General features: G+C 60.5%; 22 protein-coding genes and 1 pseudogene. 10 read left to right on the forward strand and 13 right to left on the reverse strand.

Annotated elements, in window-relative coordinates:
• Nucleotides 1-44: 44 nt before the first annotated feature.
• Nucleotides 45-824, reverse strand: coding sequence for an exodeoxyribonuclease III (locus JWU58_RS01430; protein WP_016772543.1), 780 nt, complete (start codon nt 822-824; stop codon nt 45-47).
• A gap of 82 nt (nt 825-906) precedes the next feature.
• Between JWU58_RS01430 and pyrE the strand changes: the two genes are divergently transcribed.
• A complete protein-coding gene (gene pyrE, locus JWU58_RS01435) occupies nt 907-1,551 on the forward strand; it encodes an orotate phosphoribosyltransferase (protein ID WP_027616815.1) in 645 nt (214 codons plus the stop codon).
• A gap of 141 nt (nt 1,552-1,692) precedes the next feature.
• Here pyrE and JWU58_RS01440 read toward each other — a convergent pair whose 3' ends face one another.
• From JWU58_RS01440 to coaBC, 6 genes and pseudogenes are all read right to left on the reverse strand, one after another.
• A complete protein-coding gene (locus JWU58_RS01440) occupies nt 1,693-2,076 on the reverse strand; it encodes a hypothetical protein (protein WP_016772545.1) in 384 nt (127 codons plus the stop codon).
• A complete protein-coding gene (locus JWU58_RS01445) occupies nt 2,063-2,635 on the reverse strand; it encodes a hypothetical protein (protein ID WP_123441840.1) in 573 nt (190 codons plus the stop codon). Before JWU58_RS01445 ends, JWU58_RS01440 begins: the two co-directional genes overlap by 14 nt.
• Before the next feature lie 436 nt (nt 2,636-3,071).
• Nucleotides 3,072-3,977 carry an acetylglutamate kinase gene (gene argB, locus JWU58_RS01450; RefSeq protein ID WP_016772548.1) on the reverse strand — a complete coding sequence of 302 codons (906 nt, stop codon included), beginning with the start codon at nt 3,975-3,977 and terminating at the stop codon, nt 3,072-3,074.
• Nucleotides 3,978-3,994: 17 nt separating this feature from the next.
• Nucleotides 3,995-5,398 (reverse strand): annotated as a pseudogene (locus JWU58_RS01455) (phosphomannomutase/phosphoglucomutase); the annotation flags it as partial.
• A 239-nt stretch (nt 5,399-5,637) separates the two neighbouring features.
• Nucleotides 5,638-6,093 (reverse strand): dUTP diphosphatase, encoded by a 456-nt coding sequence (gene dut / locus JWU58_RS01460; protein WP_016772550.1) that lies wholly within the window; start codon nt 6,091-6,093, stop codon nt 5,638-5,640.
• A gap of 5 nt (nt 6,094-6,098) precedes the next feature.
• Entirely contained in the window at nt 6,099-7,307 is a 1,209-nt protein-coding gene (gene coaBC, locus JWU58_RS01465; protein WP_016772551.1) for a bifunctional phosphopantothenoylcysteine decarboxylase/phosphopantothenate--cysteine ligase CoaBC, read from the reverse strand.
• Between the two features lie 133 nt (nt 7,308-7,440).
• On the opposite strand from coaBC, the gene radC reads away from it, so the two are divergent.
• Nucleotides 7,441-8,115, forward strand: a complete 675-nt coding sequence (gene radC, locus JWU58_RS01470; protein ID WP_016772552.1) for a RadC family protein — start codon at nt 7,441-7,443, stop codon at nt 8,113-8,115.
• Nucleotides 8,116-8,192: 77 nt separating this feature from the next.
• Here radC and JWU58_RS01475 read toward each other — a convergent pair whose 3' ends face one another.
• A complete protein-coding gene (locus JWU58_RS01475; protein ID WP_123441837.1) occupies nt 8,193-9,782 on the reverse strand; it encodes an ABC transporter substrate-binding protein in 1,590 nt (529 codons plus the stop codon).
• A 446-nt stretch (nt 9,783-10,228) separates the two neighbouring features.
• Here JWU58_RS01475 and rpmB point away from each other — a divergent pair, with 446 nt between their 5' ends.
• Complete coding sequence (gene rpmB / locus JWU58_RS01480) at nt 10,229-10,462, forward strand: 50S ribosomal protein L28 (protein WP_007920377.1); 234 nt, start codon at nt 10,229-10,231, stop codon at nt 10,460-10,462.
• An 11-nt stretch (nt 10,463-10,473) separates the two neighbouring features.
• Entirely contained in the window at nt 10,474-10,629 is a 156-nt protein-coding gene (gene rpmG / locus JWU58_RS01485; RefSeq protein ID WP_016772554.1) for a 50S ribosomal protein L33, read from the forward strand.
• A gap of 161 nt (nt 10,630-10,790) precedes the next feature.
• Here rpmG and JWU58_RS01490 read toward each other — a convergent pair whose 3' ends face one another.
• Nucleotides 10,791-11,153 carry a cupin domain-containing protein gene (locus JWU58_RS01490; RefSeq protein ID WP_071172114.1) on the reverse strand — a complete coding sequence of 121 codons (363 nt, stop codon included), beginning with the start codon at nt 11,151-11,153 and terminating at the stop codon, nt 10,791-10,793.
• 236 nt (nt 11,154-11,389) lie between these two features.
• Between JWU58_RS01490 and JWU58_RS01495 the strand changes: the two genes are divergently transcribed.
• Together JWU58_RS01495 and JWU58_RS01500 are read left to right on the forward strand one after the other, a co-directional pair.
• Nucleotides 11,390-12,883, forward strand: a complete 1,494-nt coding sequence (locus JWU58_RS01495; RefSeq protein WP_016772556.1) for an aldehyde dehydrogenase — start codon at nt 11,390-11,392, stop codon at nt 12,881-12,883.
• Between the two features lie 262 nt (nt 12,884-13,145).
• A complete protein-coding gene (locus JWU58_RS01500; RefSeq protein ID WP_016772557.1) occupies nt 13,146-14,291 on the forward strand; it encodes an MFS transporter in 1,146 nt (381 codons plus the stop codon).
• 33 nt (nt 14,292-14,324) lie between these two features.
• Here the strand turns inward: JWU58_RS01500 and JWU58_RS01505 are convergent, their stop codons facing one another.
• Together JWU58_RS01505 and JWU58_RS01510 are read right to left on the reverse strand one after the other, a co-directional pair.
• Complete coding sequence (locus tag JWU58_RS01505; protein ID WP_024014795.1) at nt 14,325-15,893, reverse strand: phospholipase D family protein; 1,569 nt, start codon at nt 15,891-15,893, stop codon at nt 14,325-14,327.
• 61 nt (nt 15,894-15,954) lie between these two features.
• Entirely contained in the window at nt 15,955-17,376 is a 1,422-nt protein-coding gene (locus JWU58_RS01510; protein ID WP_041476641.1) for an aminotransferase-like domain-containing protein, read from the reverse strand.
• 175 nt (nt 17,377-17,551) lie between these two features.
• Between JWU58_RS01510 and JWU58_RS01515 the strand changes: the two genes are divergently transcribed.
• Complete coding sequence (locus JWU58_RS01515; RefSeq protein ID WP_122692327.1) at nt 17,552-17,794, forward strand: DUF1127 domain-containing protein; 243 nt, start codon at nt 17,552-17,554, stop codon at nt 17,792-17,794.
• A gap of 120 nt (nt 17,795-17,914) precedes the next feature.
• On the opposite strand, the gene JWU58_RS01520 is transcribed toward JWU58_RS01515, so the two are convergent.
• Nucleotides 17,915-19,225 carry an NAD(P)/FAD-dependent oxidoreductase gene (locus tag JWU58_RS01520; RefSeq protein WP_206421385.1) on the reverse strand — a complete coding sequence of 437 codons (1,311 nt, stop codon included), beginning with the start codon at nt 19,223-19,225 and terminating at the stop codon, nt 17,915-17,917.
• Nucleotides 19,226-19,371: 146 nt separating this feature from the next.
• On the opposite strand from JWU58_RS01520, the gene JWU58_RS01525 reads away from it, so the two are divergent.
• Nucleotides 19,372-19,725, forward strand: a complete 354-nt coding sequence (locus tag JWU58_RS01525) for a YkgJ family cysteine cluster protein (protein ID WP_038861187.1) — start codon at nt 19,372-19,374, stop codon at nt 19,723-19,725.
• A gap of 120 nt (nt 19,726-19,845) precedes the next feature.
• On the opposite strand, the gene JWU58_RS01530 is transcribed toward JWU58_RS01525, so the two are convergent.
• The gene (locus JWU58_RS01530; protein WP_010465173.1) at nt 19,846-20,334 is read right to left on the reverse strand and encodes an Lrp/AsnC ligand binding domain-containing protein; all 489 of its coding nucleotides are present in this window, start codon (nt 20,332-20,334) and stop codon (nt 19,846-19,848) included.
• Between the two features lie 153 nt (nt 20,335-20,487).
• Here JWU58_RS01530 and dadA point away from each other — a divergent pair, with 153 nt between their 5' ends.
• Both dadA and JWU58_RS01540 read left to right on the forward strand, forming a co-directional pair.
• Complete coding sequence (dadA, locus tag JWU58_RS01535; RefSeq protein ID WP_206421386.1) at nt 20,488-21,792, forward strand: D-amino acid dehydrogenase; 1,305 nt, start codon at nt 20,488-20,490, stop codon at nt 21,790-21,792.
• Nucleotides 21,764-22,117 (forward strand): RidA family protein, encoded by a 354-nt coding sequence (locus JWU58_RS01540; protein WP_016772564.1) that lies wholly within the window; start codon nt 21,764-21,766, stop codon nt 22,115-22,117. The genes dadA and JWU58_RS01540 overlap by 29 nt, the downstream gene beginning before the upstream one ends.
• The last annotated feature ends 25 nt before the right edge of the window (nt 22,118-22,142 follow it).

The raw sequence follows: 22,142 nt of genomic DNA on the forward strand, positions 1-22,142 counted from the left end.
CGCATCTCACGATGCGGGCATTTTCTTTGGCTGCGATAGGACGCTTAGATGGTCAGCGTCCAGTCGTAGTCGACGATCAACGGCGCGTGCTGCGAAAACCGTGGCTGACGCGGCAGGCGTGCACTGCGCACCGAGCGACGCAGGCCCGGGGTCAGGATCTGATAATCGAAACGCCAGCCCAGATTGAGCATCTCGGCCTGTTCGTTATCCGGCCACCAGCTGTACTGGTCGCCTTCGCGGCTGACTTCGCGCAGCGCATCGACATAGCCCATGTTGCCGACAATCTCGTCCATCCAGGCGCGTTCCGGCGCCAGGAAGCCTGGAGATTGCTGGCTGTCGCGCCAGTTCTTGATGTCGAGCTTCTGCTGCGCGACGTACAGCGAGCCACAATAAATGTACTCGCGACGTTTGCGTCGCTGTTTGTCCAGGTACTTGCCGAAATCGTCCATGAGCTTGAACTTCTGGTTCAAGTCTTCATCGCCGTTCATCCCCGAAGGAAACAGCAAGGTGGCAATACTGACTTTGTCGAAATCTGCTTGCAGGTAGCGCCCGTAGCGGTCGGCCGTCTCGAAACCGAGACCGCTGATGACAGCCTTCGGTTGCAACCGCGAATACAAAGCCACGCCGCCTTGGGCAGGGACTTCAGCATCGCAGGCATAAAGGAAGTAGCCATCCAGTTGGAAGGCTGGGTCATCCAGTTCAAAGGCGGAGGCACGGGTGTCCTGCAGGCAGATGACGTCGGCATTCTGGGCTTGCAGCCAACTGAGCAAACCGCGCTCGACTGCCGCCTGAATACCATTGACGTTCACACTGATGATCCGCATAAATGGCCCCAAAAATCGCGTGCGTGTATGATACACGGCGTCAAGCTAATTAGCTAAATCCGTGGTATTTGGGGTTTTTTTCATGCAAGCGTATCAGCGCGATTTCATTCGTTTTGCCATCGATCGCGGCGTTTTGCGCTTCGGTGAGTTCACCCTGAAGTCCGGGCGCACCAGTCCCTACTTCTTCAACGCCGGCCTGTTCAACTCGGGTTCGGCCTTGGCCCAGCTGGGGCGTTTCTACGCCGCCGCCATCGCCGAGAGCGGCATCTCCTTCGACGTCCTGTTTGGCCCGGCTTATAAAGGCATTCCGCTGGCGGCCACGACCGCCGTTGCGCTGGCCGAACATCACGACCGTGACCTGCCATGGTGCTTCAACCGCAAGGAAGCCAAGGCCCACGGCGAGGGCGGCAGCCTGGTTGGCGCACCGCTGACTGGCGAAGTCTTGATCATCGACGACGTAATCACCGCCGGCACCGCGATTCGTGAAGTGATGCAGATCATCGCTTCCCAGGACGGCGCCAAGGCCGCCGGTGTGCTGATCGCACTGAACCGTCAGGAGCGTGGCAACGGCGAGTTGTCGGCAATTCAGGAAGTCGAGCGCGACTTCGGCATCCCGGTAATCAGCATTGTCTCGCTGAATCAGGTGCTGGAGTTCCTCGCCGACGATCCGCAGCTCAAACAGCATTTGCCAGCCGTGGAAGCGTACCGCGCGCAGTTTGGCGTGTGACCAATATGGGAGCGAGCCTGCTCGCGAATGGCCGTCACCTGTCAGCGATGTGAGGCACATTAGGCGTTCGCGAGCAGGCTCGCTCCCACAGAAAAAAGACCCGGTTCAGGCAGGCTGAACCGGGTCTTTTTTTGTTGGCGATCAACGCAGATTTCGCCATTTCATCAGCAGTCTCAGCGCCAATGCAGCGTTCACTAGCGCAAACACCAGCAGCGCAACCACCACCATCACGTATAACGTGCGATCCACATCGAAATCCCAAAGGTCCAGCGTGCTGCTGCGCATGATCCCGACTGCTGCCGGCAAGTTAACGTAAAACAGCGCCACGAAAGCGCACGTCAATGGCAATGCTCGCCAGTAGAAAGCAGCCATCACCTTGTCTCGACTGCGCTTGCGGCCCTGCGAACCCTTTTGAAACTCATCCTCAGCCAATGCTTCATTGAGCGCCGGCCACGCCAGATTGAACATGAACGTGGTCAGGGTCAGCAGCAAGCCACTGACCGCGACGATGTCACTGAACGGCATTCAGACCCAACGTTGCACAGAGCAATGCGTGGGAATCTTCGCTGATCTCGAACTGCCCGGCGCTGCCCTTGCGTTTGGTGATGGGTTTGAAGGTTGGCTCGTTTTGGGTGATGAGCATGTTCAACTCATCGCGAATCACGTCCGAGCTGATCACCACCAGAAACACGTTTTGCGCATGTTCGGCGGACTCGATCACTGCGCGCATGCTGTGCTGCAGGATGTCGTCGAGCTGATTGCGAAAACGCGAAACGGTGTTTTTCAGCAGGGTTTTGCTTTGACTCTGGGTCAGTTGAAAGATCGTCGAGATCTGCGATTCGGTCGGCAGGGTTTGCCCGAAGTAACTCTGAATCAGATACAGCAGGCGATCCTGCTTGGCTTCGTCGGCCCGGCTGGGCATGCCGCCCTCGACCAGCATTTTCAGGTATTCGGTCAGGCTGGCCTTGGCGATGCGCTCCAGCGCATGGGCGATTTCAGCGTCGCCGATGCGCAAGGTCTTTTTTACCGGTTCCTTTTGTTCCTGCTCGAAAGCATCGGCGTCGATCGTGAACGAGATCTGCATGAGTCGCCGCTCCGGTTATTTGTCGCTGGCGGCTGGGTAGGGATCCTGGGGTGCATCTCCTTGGCCGGTGAGCACTTTCCAGCCCTTGAGTGGGTGAGAGGCTTCGGTGAAGTCAGGGCAGGGCGGCATCGAAGTCTGCGAAGGGGCTGAATATTCTCGGCCGCAGTCCACGCAGGCGTAAGTGCCAGCCGAAATGTCACTGCCGTAAGGAACGCTGTTTTTTTGCATGGGAAGATCTCCGTTGGATGAGGGGAAGATCCTATGGAGATTTATTCTGAAGGGATGTCGGACGTTTCGCTGTGTGGAGTCAGGCTTTTCCTGCGCGCATAAAAAGATCGCAGCCTTCGTCAGTTCCTACAAAAGCGGATTCTCGCGTGTGCGAAATCCCTGTAGGAGCTGTTGAAGGCTGCGATCTTTTGCTTTCAGCGATCAGCCATCAAGGACGCTTGCGATTACTGATCAGCGTGCCCACACCGGTATCAGTGAAGATTTCCAGCAGGATCGCGTTCGGCACACGACCGTCGATGATCAACGAACTGCCAACCCCACCCTGAACCGCTTCCAGTGCGCAGCGGATCTTCGGCAGCATGCCGCCGTAGATCGTGCCGTCAGCGATCAGGTCGTCGACCTGCTGCGTGCTCAGGCCGGTCAACACGGTGCCCGACTTGTCCATCAGGCCGGCAATGTTGGTCAGCAGCATCAGCTTTTCAGCTTTCAGCGCTTCGGCAACCTTGCCCGCCACCAGATCGGCGTTGATGTTGTACGACTCGCCGTTCTCACCGACGCCAATCGGTGCGATGACCGGGATGAAGTTGCCTTTGACCAGCAGATTCAACAGCTCGGTGTTGATGCCGACGACTTCGCCAACGTGGCCGATGTCGATGATTTCCGGCTGGGTCATCTCCGGGGTCTGACGGGAGACGGTGAGCTTTTTCGCCCGGATCAGCCCGGCATCTTTACCGGTCAGGCCGATGGCGCTGCCGCCATGGCGGTTGATCAGGTTGACGATGCTTTTGTTGACCTGACCGCCAAGGACCATTTCCACCACGTCCATGGTCGCCGCGTCGGTGACGCGCATGCCGTCGACGAAATGGCTTTCGATCGACAGGCGCTTGAGCAGGTCACCGATCTGCGGGCCGCCACCGTGCACGACCACCGGGTTGATGCCCACGGCTTTCATCAGCACGATGTCGCGGGCGAAGCCGGTTTTCAGCTCCTCGCTTTCCATCGCGTTGCCGCCGTATTTGATCACCAGGGTCTTGCCGACATAGCGTCGGATGTAAGGCAGCGCTTCGGACAGGACCTTGGCAGTGTTGGCGGCGGCTTCGCGTTCGAGGGTCATTCAGGGCTCCGGGTGGATCAGAACGGTAGTTGGAGATCAGGTGCAACGCGTTTCAGTTGGGCGTGGAACACATCCTTGATGCGCTGCAATTCAGCCTCGTCATCGGCCTCGAAGCGCAGCACCAGCACCGGTGTGGTGTTGGACGCGCGCACCAGGCCCCAGCCTTTGGCGTAATCGACCCGCACGCCGTCGATGGTGGTCAGGTCGGCGCCTTCGCCCCACTGAGCATCGTGCAGTGCATCAATGATGCTGAATTTGCTCTCTTCGGTCACATGGATATTGATTTCCGGCGTGGAAATATCGTTCGGGAAGGTCGCAAACAGCTCTTCCGCAGTGGATTTTTCCTTGCTGAGAATCTCCAGCAGACGTGCGGCGCTGTAGATGCCGTCGTCAAAACCGAACCAGCGCTCCTTGAAGAAGATGTGTCCGCTCATTTCGCCGGCCAACAGCGCGCCGGATTGTTTCATTTTCTTTTTGATCAACGAGTGACCGGTCTTCCACATTAGCGGCCGACCGCCGTATTCCTTGATCAGCGGCACCAAACGGCGAGTGCATTTGACGTCGAAGATGATTTCCGCGTCCGGGTTGCGCGCCACTACGTCGCGAGCGAACAGCATCAGCAGACGGTCCGGGTAGACGATACTGCCGGTGTTGGTCACCACGCCGACGCGGTCGCCGTCACCGTCGAAGGCCAGGCCGATATCGGCGTTGGTTTCCTTGACCTTGGCGATCAGGTCGACAAGGTTTTCCGGTTTGCCCGGATCCGGGTGATGGTTAGGGAAGTTGCCGTCGACTTCGCAGAACAGCGGGATGACTTCGCAGTTCAGCGCTTCGATCAGTTGCGGGGCGATCACGCCGGCCGCGCCGTTGCCGCAGTCGACCACGACTTTCAGGCGGCGGGCCAGTTTGATGTCCTGAACGATTTCGGTGTTGTAGCGGTCGAGGATTTCGACCTGAGTGACGCTGCCCTGGCCAGTGCTCAGGTCGTTGTTCTTGATGCGCTCGTGGAGCACCTGAATCTGCTCGTTGGCGAGGGTGTCGCCGGCGATGACGATTTTGAAACCGTTGTAGTTCGACGGATTGTGGCTACCGGTGAGCATCACCCCGGACTTGCCGGCCAGTACGTTGGCCGCGTAGTACAGCGCTGGCGTTGGCACCAGGCCGACATCGCTGACGTGGCAGCCGCTCTCGGCGATGCCGCGAATGAGTTCCGCGACCAGCTCCGGGCCGGACAAGCGGCCGTCGCGACCGACCGACACATTCGGTTCGCCCTGGGCCAGGCTCTGCGAGCCGATGGCACGGCCGATCCAGTAGGCGGTTTCGCCGTTGAGGAATTCCGGCACGGTGCCACGAATGTCGTAGGCGCGGAAAATACTGTCAGGCAGCTTCGGGGCGATCTTGGCGGGGGTGCTCATCTGTGGACATGCTCCATCTCGAAAAGGGCGGGACAGACCGACGAATGATTCGACGGCAGGCTCAAACTGAAGGGTATGACGGCGTTTTCCACAGAGAGTTCGTGCTATGAAAGGGCCATGACGCCCCGGCTGGCGTGGCTTTGGGCCGGCAAAACCTTGATTTACGGTGTTAAAACCTGCTGCCGATGTAGCGCATTTTTTGTGGTGAGGGGATAAATCCCCTCACCACCATAATTTCTATCCGGTTATTTGGTGCCAGTGTGGCCAAAGCCGCCGGTACCGCGCTCGGTCTCGACAAACTCTTCAACCATTTCGAAATGTGCTTGCACTACCGGTACCAGCACCAATTGCGCCAGGCGTTCGCCGACGGTCATGGTGAAGTCGCTCTGGCCGCGGTTCCAGCAGGAAACCATCAGCGGGCCCTGGTAATCGGAGTCGATCAGGCCGACCAGATTGCCCAGCACGATGCCGTGTTTGTGGCCCATGCCCGAGCGCGGCAGGATCAGTGCGGCGAGATTCGGGTCGCCGATGTACACCGACAGGCCGGTGGGGATCAGCACGGTTTCACCCGGCTTGATCACGATGTCCTGTTCCAGCATGGCGCGCAGGTCGAGGCCGGCGGAGCCCGGCGTGGCGTATTGCGGCAGCGGGAATTCGGTGCCGATGCGTGGATCGAGGATCTTGGCTTGCAAAGCGTGCATGTAAGTTAAACCTGGTTCAGACGTTCGGCGATAAAAGTGACCAGTTGGCGAGCGATCTTGCTCTTGCTGGTCTGGGCGAAAACCGTGGCGTGCAGCTCACGGTCGATGACGCTGCAGGCGTTTTCTTCGCTGTTGAAACCGATGCTCGGGTTGGCGACGTCGTTGGCGACAATCAGATCGAGATTCTTGTCCTTTAGCTTGCGTGCAGCGTAGTCGAGCAGGTGTTCGGTTTCGGCGGCGAAGCCGACACTGAACGGACGGTCGGGACGGGTCGCGATGGTGGCAAGGATGTCCGGGTTGCGCACCATTTGCAGGACGAAGCCGTCACCGCTCGTAGGATCTTTCTTGAGTTTATGCGGAGCTACTACTTCCGGGCGGTAGTCCGCCACCGCTGCCGACGAGATGAACACGTCGCAAGGCATGGCCGATTCGCAGGCGGCGAGCATGTCGCGGGCGCTGACCACATCGATCCGCGTCACGCGATCAGGCGTCGGCAAGTGCACCGGGCCGCTGATCAAAGTGACACGGGCGCCGGCTTCCACGGCTGCTTCGGCGAGGGCAAAACCCATTTTGCCGGAGCTGTGGTTGGTGATGTAGCGCACCGGGTCGATGTTTTCCTGAGTCGGGCCGGCGGTGATCACCACATGCTTGCCGGTCAGGGCCTGGCGCTGGAAGCAATCGGCGGCGAGCAGCGCCAGATCGGTGGCTTCCATCATGCGGCCCATGCCGACGTCGCCGCAGGCCTGGCTGCCCGAGGCCGGGCCGAAAGTCTTCAGGCCACGGCTCTCCAACAGTTGCAGGTTGGCCTGGGTCGCCGGGTCGCGCCACATCGCCTGGTTCATCGCTGGCGCGACAGCAACCACAGCGTCGGTGGCCAGCACCAGCGTGGTCAGCAGATCGTTGGCAATGCCTTGGGCCAGGCGGGCGATCAGGTCGGCGGTGGCCGGGGCGATCAGTACCAGATCGGCCCATTTCGCCAGCTCGATATGGCCCATGGCGGCTTCGGCGGCAGGGTCGAGCAAGTCGAGGTGAACCGGGTGGCCCGACAGGGCCTGCATGGTCAGCGGGGTAATGAATTCGGCGCCGCCATGGGTCATGACCACGCGCACTTCGGCACCCTGGTCGATCAGGCGGCGAACCAGATCGGCGCTCTTGTAGGCCGCAATGCCGCCGCCGACGCCCAGAACGATGCGTTTCCGATACAGCCGCTGCATAGGTCTGCCTTTCATTTCGTTGATGACTGCGGTGCGATGCCCCTCCCCAGGGTTGAATCGACCGCCAAAAAGATGGGCTACGATATCACAGCGACCGCTACGGAACAGCGGCGCCCACAGACAAGGAGGTGCTATGAGTATTCGCGATTGGCCGGCGGCGGAACGGCCGCGGGAAAGGCTGTTGGAACACGGCGCAGGGAGTCTTTCGGACGCTGAGCTGTTGGCGATTTTTCTGCGCACCGGATTGCCCGGAAAAAGCGCAGTCGACCTTGCCAGACATCTGCTGACGCAATTCGGTGGCCTGCGTTTACTGCTTGAGGCCGATCAGGACGCATTCAGCAAACAAATGGGCCTCGGCCCCGCCAAGTTCGCCCAGCTGCAAGCCGCGCAGGAAATGAGCAAGCGCCATCTGGCCGAGCGCTCACGACAGAAGCCGGCACTGGAGAACCCCCAGGTCGTCCGCGATTACCTCAAGGCGATGCTGCGGCATGAGCCGCACGAGGTGTTCGGCTGCCTGTTTCTCGATTCAAAGCATCAGGTGCTGAATTTCGAGGCGCTGTTTCGCGGCTCGATCGACAACACCAGCGTGCATCCTCGGGAGGTGGTGAAGCGCGCGCTGGCCAATAACGCCGCAGCGGTGATCCTGTGTCACAACCATCCGTCCGGCAACACCGATCCGAGTCAGGCCGATCGGCTGCTGACCAAACGCCTGCAGAAAGCGCTGGAGCTGATTGACGTGCGAGTGCTCGATCACTTCATCGTCGGAGACGGCGAACCGCTGTCGATGGCGGAGTGTGGCTGGATGTAAAAGAGCAGCGGCAAGCCTCTAGCTGCGAGCGGCATGCTGGAGCTGCGCGCGGAGTGCTCTAGCTTGCCGCTTGCCGCTTAGGGCTTGAGGCTGGTCTTGGAATAATCCTGCCGGCCGAACGGGCTGACGGAATAACCCTGAACATCCTTGCGCGTCAAAGCGTAGGCCGTCGGGTGCGCCAGTGGCAGCCACAACGCCTGCTGCTGGATCTGCGCCTGTGCCTGTTCATACAGCTTGGTGCGCACGCCTTGCTCGCTGGTGGTCTTGCCGGCGCTGATCAGCTTGTCCAGATCGGCGTTGCAGTACCGCGCAAAGTTGGTCCCGGATTTCACCGCCGCGCAGGAAAACTGCGGGGTGAGGAAGTTGTCCGGGTCGCCGTTGTCGCCGGCCCAGCCCATGAACAGCAGGTCGTGTTCGCCGGCCTTGGCGCGGCGAATCAGTTCGCCCCACTCGATCACACGGATCTCCGCCTGGATGCCGATCTCGGCCAGATCCGACTGCAGCATCTGCGCGCCGAGACTTGGGTTCGGGTTGAGCAGGCTGCCTGATGGACGCGTCCAGATTGTGGTCTGGAAGCCATCCTTCAAGCCGGCCTTGGCCAGCAGCGCCTTGGCTTTGGCCACGTCGTGTGGATAGCCCGGCAGGTTCTTGGCATAGCTCCAGGTGTTCGGCGGGTACGGGCCGTTGGCCGCTTCGGCGGTGTCTTCGAACACGGCTTTGATGTAGTTGGCCTTGTCGAAAGCGAGGTTGATCGCCTGGCGCACTTCCGGTTTGTCCAGTGGCGGATGCTGGCTGTTGATGCCCACGAAAGCGGTCATGAACGCGTCAGTCTTTTCGACTTTCAGCGTCGGCTCCTTCAGCGCAGCCTGTACGTCCAGTGGTTTTGGCGACAGGGCGATCTGGCATTCATTGCGTCGCAGCTTTTGCAGGCGCACGTTGGCGTCCGGCGTGATGGCGAAGATCAACGGGTCGACCGCAGGCTTGCCACGGAAATAGTCCGGATTGGCCTTGTAGCGAATCGCCGCGTCTTTCTGGAAGCGATTGAACACGAACGGGCCGGTGCCGATCGGCTGGCTGTTGAGTTTGTCAGTGGCGCCGGCCTTCATCAGTTTGTCGGCATATTCGGCGGAATAGATTGAAGCGAAACCCATGCTCAGCGTGGCGAGGAAGGTCGAATCCGGATGGTCGAGGGTAAAACGCACGGTCAGCGGGTCGAGGGCGTCGATCTTCTTGATCAGGGTCGGCAGTTGCATCGACTGCGCATGGGGGAAGCCGCTCTGGGCGACCTTGTGCCACGGGTTGGCCGGGTCAAGCATGCGGTCGAAGCTGAATTTGACGTCCTCGGCACTCAGCTCGCGGCTCGGCTTGAAGTAGTCGGTTGTGTGAAATTTCACCTGCGGGTGCAGTTTGAACACGTAGGTCAGGCCGTCGGTGCTGACTTCCCAGCTGTCGGCAAGGCTCGGGATGACCTTGCCACTGGCGGTGTCGAAATCCACCAAGCGGTTCATCAGTACGTCAGCCGAAGCATTGGTGGTGGTCAGCGAGTTGTACTGCACCACGTCGAACCCTTCGGGACTGGCCTCGGTACACACGCTCAACGCGGCGGCCTGGGCGAGGGGGCTCAGCAACAGCGGAGCGAGTAACAGGGGTAGGGCAGCGAGGCGCATGGTCGGTTTCCTTTACAGATCGAAGGCCCATCTGCAAGTGCAGTCTGGAAAAGTCCTACCCTAGAGCTCTGAATTGCAAATGACTATCCCCTTTTTGCATTTTCAGGCGCACTCTTGCGCGGTTTCGAACGTGGGCAGCCAGATGAAAAGTCTGAATCGGCTGTAGGGCGGGATTTCTGCGACGAGTGGTCAAAACTGGCCGCAGCCTTTGTCCAAGGCGTCTGCGGCGGAAAAAATCGCCCTTTTGCCGATTGATTGCACACCGATTGTTGTGGCACCCCGGTCTTTCTGGTATAAAGCAGCGCTCTTTTCTAGGGGCCCGGTTCCTTCACTGTAGGTGTAGCCGGTAAGACCTCTAAAGAAACGCGGCGCCTGGCGCCAAATGACTGAGAGATTAAGCGGCCAACCCATGCCGGGTTGGGCATGTGGTTTTAGAGGGCTGAGGCATGTCGAGAGTATGTCAAGTTACCGGTAAGGGTCCGGTGACTGGGAATAACATTTCCCACGCAAACAACAAAACCCGTCGTCGTTTCCTGCCGAACCTGCAGCATCACCGCTTCTGGGTTGAAGAAGAGAAACGTTTTGTGCGTCTGCGCGTATCTGCCAAAGGCATGCGTATCATCGACAAGCGTGGCATCACTGTCGTGCTCGCCGAACTTCGCCGCGATGGCAAGATTTAAGGGAGCTAATCATGCGTGAATTGATTCGTTTGATCTCGAGCGCCGGTACTGGTCACTTCTACACTACCGACAAGAACAAGCGTACTACCCCGGACAAAATCGAGATCAAGAAATATGATCCGGTTGTTCGCAAGCACGTGATGTACAAGGAAGGCAAAATCAAGTAATTGATTTTTCCTGACTGCGAAAAAGGCCCGTATCGTGAGATACGGGCCTTTTTTGTTTGCCTTGCATTTGGTGTTGCCTGTCCTGCGCTCCCACAATGGAATACGTTCGAATGTGGGAGCGAGCCTGCTCGCGAAGAGGCCGGTGGAATCAGCGCAAAGACTCAAGCCTTCTGTTCAAAGATCACATAAACCTTGCGGCAAGCCTCCAGCACTTCCCAGGTTCCGCGAAACCCTGCCGGGATCACGAAGCGATCACCAACGCGCAAGGTCTTGGCATTGCCATCGCTGTCACGCAATACCGAAACCCCCTGCAGAATCTCGCAGTACTCATGCTCAGTGTAATTCACCGTCCACTGACCTACCGCGCCTTCCCACACACCCACGCCCATTTGCCCACAAGGGCTTTCGTATTGATGAAACACCGCCTGCTCAGGATCGCCCTTTAGCACTTTCGCCGGGTCCGGCCGATAGCGCTCGGCTTCGCTGCTGGCGAGGCTGATATCGACGACGTTCTGGATGTTCATTGTTGTTTTCTCCGCTAGTGACGGCGCATTGGCTGGGATGGGCCAAAGTCTATGTTTATTAAAATGAACACCGCAAGGCCGTATGGCCAGCTTATGTCAAATATATTGAAACAAACCCGGTCGCTGGTTTAGGGTGGCGGGTGCCTCGGGCCGAAAGTGCAGGCTGGCCGGGCAGAATTCTTGAACAGCGCCGCAGCGCTTGCGGTGCTCGTATTCAATAAGAGGAGGACACCCGAATGACCACCCTGACTCGTGCCGACTGGGAACAACGCGCCCGCGATCTGAAAATCGAAGGCCGCGCCTTCCTGAATGGCGAATACACTGACGCCGTCTCCGGCGAAACCTTCGAATGCATCAGCCCGGTCGATGGCCGCCTGCTCGGCAAGATCGCCAGCTGTGACGCCGCCGACGCCGACCGTGCTGTAGAAAACGCCCGCGCTACTTTCAATTCCGGCGTCTGGTCGCGCCTGGCGCCGACCAAACGCAAAGCCACCATGATCCGCTTCGCCAGCCTGCTGAAACAGCACGCTGAAGAACTGGCGCTGCTGGAAACCCTCGACATGGGCAAGCCGATCAGCGATTCGCTGTACATCGACGTACCGGGCGCGGCGCAGGCGTTGAGCTGGAGCGGTGAAGCGATCGACAAGATCTACGACGAAGTCGCCGCGACTCCACATGATCAACTGGGGCTGGTAACCCGTGAGCCGGTGGGCGTGGTCGGCGCTATCGTGCCGTGGAACTTCCCGCTGATGATGGCCTGCTGGAAACTCGGCCCGGCGCTGTCGACCGGTAACTCGGTGATCCTCAAGCCGTCGGAAAAGTCGCCGCTGACTGCCATCCGCATCGCTGCGCTGGCCATTGAAGCCGGAATTCCGAAAGGCGTGCTCAACGTGCTGCCGGGCTATGGCCACACCGTCGGCAAGGCGCTGGGTCTGCACAATGACGTCGACACGCTGGTGTTCACTGGTTCGACCAAGATTGCCAAGCAACTCATGGTCTATGCCGGCGAATCGAACATGAAGCGCGTCTGGCTGGAAGCCGGTGGCAAGAGCCCGAACATCGTCTTCGCCGATGCGCCGGATCTGCAGGCCGCCGCTGAATCCGCCGCCAGCGCCATCGCCTTCAACCAGGGCGAAGTGTGCACCGCCGGTTCGCGCCTGCTGGTCGAGCGTTCTATCAAGGACAAATTCCTGCCAATGGTGATCGAGGCGCTGAAAGCCTGGAAGCCGGGCAATCCGCTGGACCCGGCGACCAACGTCGGTGCGCTGGTCGATACCCAGCAGATGAACACCGTGCTGTCGTACATCGAATCCGGCCATAGCGATGGCGCCAAACTGGTCGCCGGCGGCAAGCGCATCCTCCAGGAGACCGGTGGCACTTACGTCGAGCCAACCATTTTCGATGGTGTGAGCAACGCGATGAAGATTGCCCAGGAAGAGATTTTCGGCCCGGTGTTGTCGGTGATCGCTTTCGACAGCGCCGAAGAAGCCATCCAGATTGCCAACGACACGCCATATGGTCTGGCCGCAGCGGTGTGGACCCAGGACATCTCCAAGGCGCACCTGACCGCCAAAGCCTTGCGCGCCGGTAGCGTGTGGGTCAACCAGTACGATGGCGGCGACATGACCGCGCCGTTCGGTGGCTTCAAGCAGTCGGGCAACGGTCGCGACAAATCACTGCACGCCTTCGACAAGTACACCGAGTTGAAGGCGACGTGGATCAAGCTGTAAGCCGCTGACGGGAGCCCGCTCACTCCGGGCTTCCAGACCAAACAGAGATCCCCTGTGGGAGCGAGCCTCTGTGGAGAGGGGATTTATCCCCGTTCGGCTGCGAAGCAGTCGCTAAACCATTGCGCGCGGTGTACCTGGTACATCGTGGTTGCAGGTTTTGGGGCCGCTGCGCGACCCAACGGGGATAAATCCCCTCGCCACGGGGGCTCGCTCCCACAGTGATTTTGTGGTGCATATAAAAATATCCACAGGAGCGTGGAACATGCGGTGGGCGACGTATTTCGCCGTGTTGGCGTCTGTCTTGAGTGTCGGCCTGGCCCTGGGGGTCAGCATGCCGCTGGTGTCGTTGCGTCTGGAGGGCTGGGGCTACGGCTCGTTCGCCATCGGTGTGATGGCAGCCATGCCGGCAATCGGCGTGCTGCTGGGGGCGAAGATTTCCAGCCATCTCGCCGCGTATTTCGGCACGGCGAACCTGATGCGTCTGTGCCTGTGGGCCGGGGCATTGTCGATCGGCCTGCTGGCGCTGTTGCCGAGTTATCCGATCTGGTTGCTGCTGCGCCTGCTGATCGGGGTGATCCTGACCATCGTGTTCATCCTCGGCGAGAGCTGGATCAATCAATTGGTGGTCGAGCAGTGGCGCGGGCGTCTGGTAGCGCTGTATGGCAGCAGCTATGCGCTGAGCCAACTGTCCGGTCCGTTGCTGCTGGGTGCGCTCGGTACCGAGCATGATTACGGTTTCTGGGTCGGGGTCGGTCTGCTGACGCTCTCGCCCTTTCTGCTGCTGGGGCGCAGCGGGGCGCCGAGCAGTGAAGCCAACAGCGTCACGTTTGGCGATCTATGGGGCTTCGCCCGTGAGTTGCCGGCGATTGCCTGGGCGGTGTCGTTGTTCGCCGCGTTCGAGGCGATGATTCTGACGCTGCTGCCGGTGTACTGCCTGCAACAAGGGTTCACCGCCGAAATCGCGCTGGCCATGGTCAGCACCGTGGTGGTCGGCGATGCGCTGCTGCAATTACCGATCGGCGCGTTGGCCGATTACCTGTCGCGGCGCACGCTGTTCGCCGGATGCGCGGTGGTGTTGATGCTGTCGAGTCTGGCCATTCCGATGTTGCTCGACACGCTGCTGATCTGGCCGTTGTGGGTGCTGTTCGGCGCCAGTGCCGGCGGCTTGTTCACCCTGTCGCTGATTCTGATTGGCGAGCGTTATCGAGACGATGCGCTGGTTCGCGCCAATGCGCATATCGCGCAGTTGTGGGGTGTCGGTTGTCTGGTCGGGCCGCTGGCGGCAGGGGCGGGGAGTCAGTGGATCAATGGGCATGCGTTGCCACTGTTGATGGCGGCGGGGGCGTTTGGCCTGGTGCTTTTGTTGTTGCGCCAAGGGGCCTTTGGCACAACGGCGGAAGCAGCCTGAGCGCATCCCACAAGGGATCATCAACAGACGGACTTACAGCATCCGCTCCAGGCCGACGCTGGTGCTGAACCACGAGTTGAAGCGCCGCCACCAGCTCCCCGGCTCCTTGGTCAGAGTGTGCATCTGGCCGTTGTCCTCGGTGACCCAGACGACCTTGCCGTCCTCGAGTTTCGCCTGATAACTCAAGGTCGGCGCCATGCCTTGCAATGCCAGTGCGCGCACATGCTCGGCCAGTTCCGGGCTGTCGACGAGCACGCCGACTTCGGTGTTCCACAGCACCGAGCGCGGGTCGAAGTTGAACGAACCGATAAACGATTTGCGCCGGTCGAAGATCATCGCCTTGCTGTGCAAACTCGAATCCGAACCGCGAAACGACTTGCTGTAGAACACCCGCGGCCCGCTGCCATAGTTATCCCCAGGCTGGCGGCGCAGTTCATAGAGTTTCACCCCGTGTTCAAGCAACGCCTTGCGATAAGGCGCGTAACCGCCATGCACCGCCGGCACGTCAGTGGCCTCCAGTGAATTGGTCAGCAGGCTCACGGAGACCCCGGCATCGGCGCGCCCGGTCAGGTAAACCAGCCCTGGCTGGCCCGGCACGAAGTACGCGGAAATCATGATCAGCTCTTTGCTGACGCCGGTCAGCTCCGGCGCCAGTTGCGTGGTCAGCAGCAGATGCGGATCCGGTTCGCCCTTGGACAGCACCTTGCTCGGCGCATCCCACAGCGCCTGGTTCCAGGCCCAGATCAGCTCTTTACGCCAGATGTCCATGCGCGGGTCGGTAGTGAATTTCATCAACTGTTGATAGAGCGCGTGGTTCTGCTTGCGGGTTTCTTCCAGTGATTCTTCCAGGCGCGTGCGCGTGTTTTCCAGGTCGGCGGCGGTCGGCTGGCTGGAGAGGAATTCGTCGATCGGCTTGCTCAGCGCGCTGTTCCAGTACTGGTCGAAACTGTGTCCGAGCTGTTCGGCCACCGGGCCGATGCTGAGCATGTCGATGTCGGTGAAATTCAGGTTGGGTTCGGCGTCGAAATATTCATCGCCCAGATTGCGCCCGCCGACGATGGCCGCGCTGTTGTCCGCCAGCCACAACTTGTTGTGCATGCGCCGGTGCTGCACGGACAGATTGAACAGTCGCCCGGCCGCGCGCGTTACGCCGGTGCTGCGCCCCAGGTGCAACGGATTGAACAAACGAATCTGGATCTGCGGATGTGCCGCCAGCGTCGCGATGATCTGGTCGAGGCCGTCGCTGGTGGTGTCGTCGAGCAAGATGCGCACGCGCACACCACGGTCGGCCGCCTTGAGCACTTCCTCCACCAGCATTCGCGTGCTGATGCCGTCGTGGACGATGTAGTACTGCAAATCGAGGCTGACCTGGGCATGGCGAATCAGCTCGGCCCGGGCGGTAAAGGCCTCACCGCTGTCCGAGAGCAGACGAAACCCCGATTGCCCTTTGTAGGGTGCGGCCTGAGCCTGGATCGAGCGGCCGAAGCTGGAGTCCGACGCCGGCAGGGCCTGGCTTGGTTCGCGCGGCACATCGAGGCTGGCGCAGCCGCTGAGGAACGAGGCGAGTATCAGTGAAGCGAGTAAGGGCTGTCTGAAGCTCACGTAGGGTCGTTCCGGTTGGCGGCTGAGGTCGGCAATTTGGACGCCGGGCGCGCAAAAAAGGTCAGTCGGTCTCAGCGAGTAGTTTGATTGCCGCAGCGCCGACTTTGCGCACCGCTTCTTCGATCTGCGCTGTTGGTTTGGCAGCGTAGTTCATCCGCAGACAATTGCGGTACTTGCCCGAGGCGGAAAAGATGCTGCCAACGGCAATCTGTACGCCCTGATCGTGCAGCGCGCGATTCAGTTTCAGCGTGTCGAAACCTTCCGGCAGCTCCACCCAGAGCATGAAGCTGCCCTGCGGGCGACTGGCGCGGGTGCCAGCGGGAAAGTAGCGCGTCACCCAGTCGATCATCGCGTCACGATTGCGTTGGTACTGCATGCGCATACGCCGCAAGTGCGGCTCGAAATGGCCGGCCTTGATGAATTCGGCGATGGCGATCTGCGGTTGTGGTGCGGTGGAGCCGGTGCTGATGTATTTCATGTGCAGCACTCGCTCCAGATATCGGCCCGGCGCCACCCAGCCGATGCGCAGCCCCGGCGCCAAGGTTTTGGAGAACGAGCTGCAGAGCAACACGCGGCCGTCTTCATCGAAGGATTTGATCGTGCGCGGGCGCGGGTAGGTATAGGCCAGTTCGCCATACACATCGTCTTCAATGATCGCCACGTCGAAACGCTGGGCGAGCGTCAACAGCGCGCGTTTGCGCGACTCGGGCATCACGTAGCCGAGCGGGTTGTTGCAGTTGGGGGTGAGCTGAATGGCCTTGATCGGCCACTGTTCCAGCGCCAGTTCAAGGGCGTCGAGGCTGATCCCGGTGAGCGGATCGGTGGGAATCTCCAGGGCTTTCATGCCCAGGCCTTTGAGGGTCTGCATGGCGCCGTGGAAGCTCGGCGAGTCCACCGCGACGATGTCACCCGGCTCGCAGATCGCGTGGATGCTGGTGGACAGCGCTTCGTGGCAGCCAGTGGTAATCACGAGATCGCTGGCGCTCAACTGACAGCCGGAATCGAGCATCAGGCGCGCGATCTGTTCGCGCAGTTCGAGGTTGCCGTGGATGTTGTCGTAATACAGACCGGGCATGTCCTGCCGCCGGCTGATTCGCGCCAGTCCGCGCAGCAGCGGCTTCATGGTTGGCGAGCCGACATCGGGCATGCCACGGCCCAATTGCACGACGTCCTTGCGCGGTACCGCGCGAATGAGTTCCAGCACCTGATCCCATTGCGAAATCTCTACCGGCCGTTGCGCCGGGCGGCCTACTGCGGGCAGCTCCGGCAACTCGCGGCCGACTGGGACAAAGTAGCCAGACTTGGGTTTCGGCGTGGCGAGGCCGCTGTCTTCAAGCACGCGATAGGCCTGCTGCACCGTGCTCAGACTGACTCCGTGCTCGACGCTCAAGGCTCGAACCGACGGCAAGCGATCGCCAGGACGATAGAAGCCTTGTTCGATGCGGGTGCCGAGCAATTCGGCGAGATTTACATACAGAGTCATGGTGGCCTCGGTGCGTCTTGGTGGAAACCAGTACAGATGCGGCAAAAATCAGTCATTCAGTCGGTGAATCGGCAAATCTGTATGGAGTTAATACAGGTTCTTTGAGTCTGTAATGGTTTTGCTCGCCCGCGCATCATGGAATCTCTGGCTACCCAAGTAAACAGGAGCAACGAAAATGAACGGCTTGAGCGATGTGCGGCTGACGTTACACAGTCAGGAACTGGCGGCAGGGCAGAAGGACAGCGCGCGCAATCTGCTGCGTAACGCACCGTCCGGCCTCAGTCGCTGGGGTCTGTTCTGGCATCGTCTGCACACGCGCAAGGCGTTGCTAGGCCTGACACCGGAGCAACTCAGGGATGTCGGGTTGACGCGGGAGCAGGCAAGGGAGGAGGGATTGAAGCCGTTTTGGCGGATATGAATACCACAGAGCGTTCCCACGCTCTGCGTGGGAACGCCGCCCCGGACGCTCTGCGTCCGCTGTGACGCAGAGCGTCACTGGATGCATTCCCACGCGGAGCGTGGGAACGATCCTGATTCGTCAGACCAACTCTTTCAGCCGATGCCACAACATCCCCAACGCCAACAACGGCGAGCGCAAATGCTTGCCGCCGGGGAAGGTGATGTGCGGCACCTTGGCGAACAGATCAAAGCCGCCGCTGTGCCGCCCGCTGATTGCTTCGGCCAGCAGCTTGCCGGCCAGGTGGGTGGCATTCACCCCATGTCCGGAATACGCCTGGGCGTAATACACGTTCGGCTGCTCGGCGAGCCGGCCAATCTGCGGCAAGCGGTTGGCACCGATGCCGATCATTCCGCCCCACTGATAATCGATTTTCACCCCGGCCAGTTGCGGGAACACTTCAAGCATCTTCGGCTGCATATAGGCGCCGATGTCTTTCGGATCGCGTCCCGAGTAATGACAGGCGCCGCCGAACAGCAAACGTCGATCCGCCGAGAGCCGGTAGTAATCCAGCGCCACCCGCTGGTCGCAGACCGCCATGTTCTGCGGCAGCAGGTTGTGCGCCTGCTCTTCGCTCAGCGGTTCGGTGGCGATGATGTAGCTGCCGGCGGGCAGGACCTTGCCGCTCAGTTGCGGGTTGAGGTCATTGAGATAGGCATTGCAGCCCAGCACCAGGGTCTTCGCCCGCACCGAGCCTTGCGCGGTGTGCACCTTCACTTCGGGGCCGTAATCGATGCGCGTCACGGCCGAACGCTCGAACAGCTGCACGCCCAGTTGCTGCGCCGCTGCCGCTTCGCCCAGCGCCAGATTCAGCGGATGCAGATGTCCGGAGCCCATGTCGATCAAGCCGCCGACATAGCGCTTGGAACCGACCACGGTGTGCATTTCACTGGCCTGCAACAGACGGGTTTCGTAGCGGTAACCGAGGCCGCGCAACTCTTCGGCATCTTCGGCAAAACCGTCGAGATCGGAAGGCTTGTTGGCGAGGTCGCAGTAGCCCCAGGTCAGGTCGCAGGCAATGCCGAAACGCTCGACGCGCCGGCGGACAATCTCCACCGCTTCCAGGCCCATGAGTTTCATCTCGCGCACGCCTTCGGCACCGATGACATTGGCGAACTGATCAAGGCCGTGACCGACACCGCGAATCAACTGCCCGCCGTTGCGACCGCTGGCGCCCCAGCCGATCCGGTGCGCTTCCAGCAAAACTACGCTGAAACCGCGTTCGGCGAGTTCCAGCGCCGTATTCAGCCCGGAAAAGCCGCCGCCGACCACGCAGACATCCGCCACCACCTCGCCTTGCAGCACGGGATGGTCAGGCTGCGGCAGGCTGCTGGCGGCGTAATAAGAGGCAACGTGGGGTTGGCTCGCGGTGGTCTGGGCGCGGGCGGTCATGGGCATCATCCAACGGCTGAGTGTCGAGAAAATTTGACGGAGCATAAGCCGCACGCCCGAACGTGGGCAACATCGGTCGGCCTGCGGTGTCTGGATCCGGGCTTTTGCGGCACAATCATCAGCCCGCCACTTTGGTCAACGTTTCGATGAGCTGCAACAGCCAGAAAATCCGCAACCTGCGTCAGCAGATCCCCACGTTCGACTGCGTGCCGGGCTGCCACGACTGCTGCGGGCCGGTGACCACTTCGCCCGAGGAAATGGCCCGGCTGCCGCGCAAGACCCGCGCCGAGCAGGATGCCGCGCTGGAAAAACTCAACTGTGTGCACCTGGGGCCGAATGGCTGCACGGTGTATGAAGAGCGACCGCTGATCTGCCGCTTGTTTGGTACGACCAAGACGCTGCCATGCCCGAACGAGCGGCGGCCGGTGGAGCTGATTCATCCGCGGGTGGAAAAGCAGATATTCGAGTATATGGCGGCGAATCGGCAGGTGTTGGTGTAAGCGATCGTTCCCACGCTCTGCGTGGGAATGCCTCTTCGGACGCTCCGCGTTCGGCCTTTGGGACGCAGAGCGTCCCGGGCTGCATTCCCACGCAGAGCGTGGGAACGATCATTGCGGTGATCAGTCCGGAATCGGCAGGCACAGGCTCTCTTTCACCTCTTCCATGACGATATAGCTCTTCGATTCACGCACATGCGGCAGCTTCAACAGAATGTCGCCGAGCAGTTTGCGATACGACGCCATCTCGGAAATCCGCGCCTTCACCAGATAGTCGAAATCCCCTGACACCAAATGGCACTCCAGCACATGCGGCAGCTTCAGCACCGCGCGTCTGAATTCTTCGAATGTGTCGCCGGATTTGTAGTCGAGGCTGATCTCGACGAACACCAGCAGGCTACCCTTCAAATGCTGCGGATTGAGCCGGGCGTTGTAGCCCATGATGATCCCCTCGCGCTCCAGACGCCGCACACGCTCGGTGCACGGCGTGGTCGAGAGGCCGACCTTTTCCCCCAGTTCGGTGAAGGAAATCCGCCCGTCCGCTTGCAGGATGCGCAAGATGTTGCGGTCGATCTTGTCCAGCTCACGTTTGGTCTGAGTGTTGGTACGCATAGGGGATGCGCCTCCGTGAAAAGGGTTTTTGCCGAGAATTGTCGCCAAATATAGGCGCTTATATAGTGAAAAGCACTGGCATTTCTTTTTTACACTGCGCCCATCATTGCTCTAACAAACAGTTCGGCGAAAAGCCGCGATGAGGGATTGAAAATGCGCGTCATGGTCTTGGGTAGCGGCGTCATCGGTACCGCCAGTGCTTACTATCTGGCCCGTGCCGGGTTTGAAGTGGTGGTGGTCGACCGGCAGCCTGCTGCGGCCATGGAGACCAGTTTCGCCAACGCCGGCCAGGTCTCGCCGGGTTACGCCTCGCCGTGGGCCGCGCCGGGCGTGCCGCTCAAGGCCATCAAGTGGTTGCTTCAGCGCCACGCGCCGCTGGCGATCAAGGCCACCGCCGATATCGACCAATACCTGTGGATGGCGCAAATGCTGCGCAACTGCACCGCCAGCCGTTACGCGGTGAACAAGGAGCGCATGGTGCGTCTGTCCGAGTACAGCCGTGACTGCCTCGATGAATTACGCGCCGAAACCGGTATCGCCTACGAAGGCCGCAGCCTCGGCACCACGCAGTTGTTCCGCACTCAGGCGCAACTGGATAACGCCGCCAAGGACATCGCCGTGCTGAAGGAATCCGGCGTGCCGTTTGAAGTTCTCGACCGCGCCGGTATTGCCCGCGTCGAGCCGGCGCTGGCAGGCGTGACCGACATTCTCGCTGGCGCGCTGCGTCTGCCCAACGACCAGACCGGCGACTGCCAGATCTTCACCACCCGTCTCGCCGAAATGGCGCGCAAGCTCGGTGTGGAATTCCGTTTCGGCCAGGACATCCAGAAGCTCGATTACGCCGGTGACCGCATCAACGGCGTGTTGATTGACGGCAAGCTGGAAACCGCTGATCGCTACGTGCTGGCGCTCGGCAGCTACTCGCCGCAACTGCTCAAGCCGTTGGGCATCAAGGCCCCGGTGTATCCGCTCAAGGGCTACTCGCTGACCGTGCCGATCACCAATCCGGACATGGCGCCGACGTCGACCATTCTCGACGAGACCTACAAGGTCGCGATCACCCGTTTCGACAACCGCATCCGCGTCGGCGGCATGGCCGAGATCGCCGGTTTTGACCTGTCGCTGAACCCGCGTCGGCGCGAAACCCTGGAGATGATCGTCAACGACCTTTATCCTCAGGGCGGCAATCTGGCCGAAGCGAGTTTCTGGACCGGCCTGCGCCCGACCACGCCGGACGGTACGCCGATCGTTGGCGCCACGCCGTTCAAGAATCTGTTCCTCAACACCGGTCACGGTACGCTCGGCTGGACCATGGCCTGTGGTTCCGGCCGTTTGCTCGCCGACCTGATGGCGAAGAAAAAGCCGCAGATCAGCGCCGAAGGCCTCGATATTTCCCGTTACGGCAACCAGACCCAGGAGTCCGCAAAACATGTCAATCCAGCGCCAGCTCACCAATGAGCGCATGAGTCAGATCGTCAGCCACAACGGCACCGTGTATCTGGCCGGGCAGGTCGGCGATGACTTCGACGCCGGAATTGAACAGCAGACCCGCGACGTGCTCGCCAATATCGAACGTCTGCTCGATCTGGCCGGGACGGACAAACAGCATCTGTTGTCGGCAACGATCTATTTGAATGACATCGAAGCGCACTTCGCCGGAATGAACGCGGTGTGGGACCAGTGGCTGCCCAAAGGCGCCGCGCCGGCCCGCGCCACCGTCGAAGCGAAGATGGCCAAGCCGAGCATTCTGGTGGAGATCTCCATCGTCGCCGCGCTGCCATAACGTTTTACAGATCCCTCTCCCGGTG

It is taken from the genome of Pseudomonas atacamensis (assembly GCF_017167965.1).
In the GTDB taxonomy this organism is placed as follows: domain Bacteria; phylum Pseudomonadota; class Gammaproteobacteria; order Pseudomonadales; family Pseudomonadaceae; genus Aquipseudomonas; species Aquipseudomonas atacamensis.

Coding starts and splice junctions, on each gene's coding strand:
- JWU58_RS01430 (WP_016772543.1), bottom strand. CDS start 824: ATGCGGATCATCAGTGTGAACGTCAATGGTATTCAGGCGGCAGTCGAG.
- pyrE (WP_027616815.1), top strand. CDS start 907: ATGCAAGCGTATCAGCGCGATTTCATTCGTTTTGCCATCGATCGCGGC.
- JWU58_RS01440 (WP_016772545.1), bottom strand. CDS start 2,076: ATGCCGTTCAGTGACATCGTCGCGGTCAGTGGCTTGCTGCTGACCCTG.
- JWU58_RS01445 (WP_123441840.1), bottom strand. CDS start 2,635: ATGCAGATCTCGTTCACGATCGACGCCGATGCTTTCGAGCAGGAACAA.
- argB (WP_016772548.1), bottom strand. CDS start 3,977: ATGACCCTCGAACGCGAAGCCGCCGCCAACACTGCCAAGGTCCTGTCC.
- dut (WP_016772550.1), bottom strand. CDS start 6,093: ATGCACGCTTTGCAAGCCAAGATCCTCGATCCACGCATCGGCACCGAA.
- coaBC (WP_016772551.1), bottom strand. CDS start 7,307: ATGCAGCGGCTGTATCGGAAACGCATCGTTCTGGGCGTCGGCGGCGGC.
- radC (WP_016772552.1), top strand. CDS start 7,441: ATGAGTATTCGCGATTGGCCGGCGGCGGAACGGCCGCGGGAAAGGCTG.
- JWU58_RS01475 (WP_123441837.1), bottom strand. CDS start 9,782: ATGCGCCTCGCTGCCCTACCCCTGTTACTCGCTCCGCTGTTGCTGAGC.
- rpmB (WP_007920377.1), top strand. CDS start 10,229: ATGTCGAGAGTATGTCAAGTTACCGGTAAGGGTCCGGTGACTGGGAAT.
- rpmG (WP_016772554.1), top strand. CDS start 10,474: ATGCGTGAATTGATTCGTTTGATCTCGAGCGCCGGTACTGGTCACTTC.
- JWU58_RS01490 (WP_071172114.1), bottom strand. CDS start 11,153: ATGAACATCCAGAACGTCGTCGATATCAGCCTCGCCAGCAGCGAAGCC.
- JWU58_RS01495 (WP_016772556.1), top strand. CDS start 11,390: ATGACCACCCTGACTCGTGCCGACTGGGAACAACGCGCCCGCGATCTG.
- JWU58_RS01500 (WP_016772557.1), top strand. CDS start 13,146: ATGCGGTGGGCGACGTATTTCGCCGTGTTGGCGTCTGTCTTGAGTGTC.
- JWU58_RS01510 (WP_041476641.1), bottom strand. CDS start 17,376: ATGACTCTGTATGTAAATCTCGCCGAATTGCTCGGCACCCGCATCGAA.
- JWU58_RS01515 (WP_122692327.1), top strand. CDS start 17,552: ATGAACGGCTTGAGCGATGTGCGGCTGACGTTACACAGTCAGGAACTG.
- JWU58_RS01520 (WP_206421385.1), bottom strand. CDS start 19,225: ATGACCGCCCGCGCCCAGACCACCGCGAGCCAACCCCACGTTGCCTCT.
- JWU58_RS01525 (WP_038861187.1), top strand. CDS start 19,372: ATGAGCTGCAACAGCCAGAAAATCCGCAACCTGCGTCAGCAGATCCCC.
- JWU58_RS01530 (WP_010465173.1), bottom strand. CDS start 20,334: ATGCGTACCAACACTCAGACCAAACGTGAGCTGGACAAGATCGACCGC.
- dadA (WP_206421386.1), top strand. CDS start 20,488: ATGCGCGTCATGGTCTTGGGTAGCGGCGTCATCGGTACCGCCAGTGCT.
- JWU58_RS01540 (WP_016772564.1), top strand. CDS start 21,764: ATGTCAATCCAGCGCCAGCTCACCAATGAGCGCATGAGTCAGATCGTC.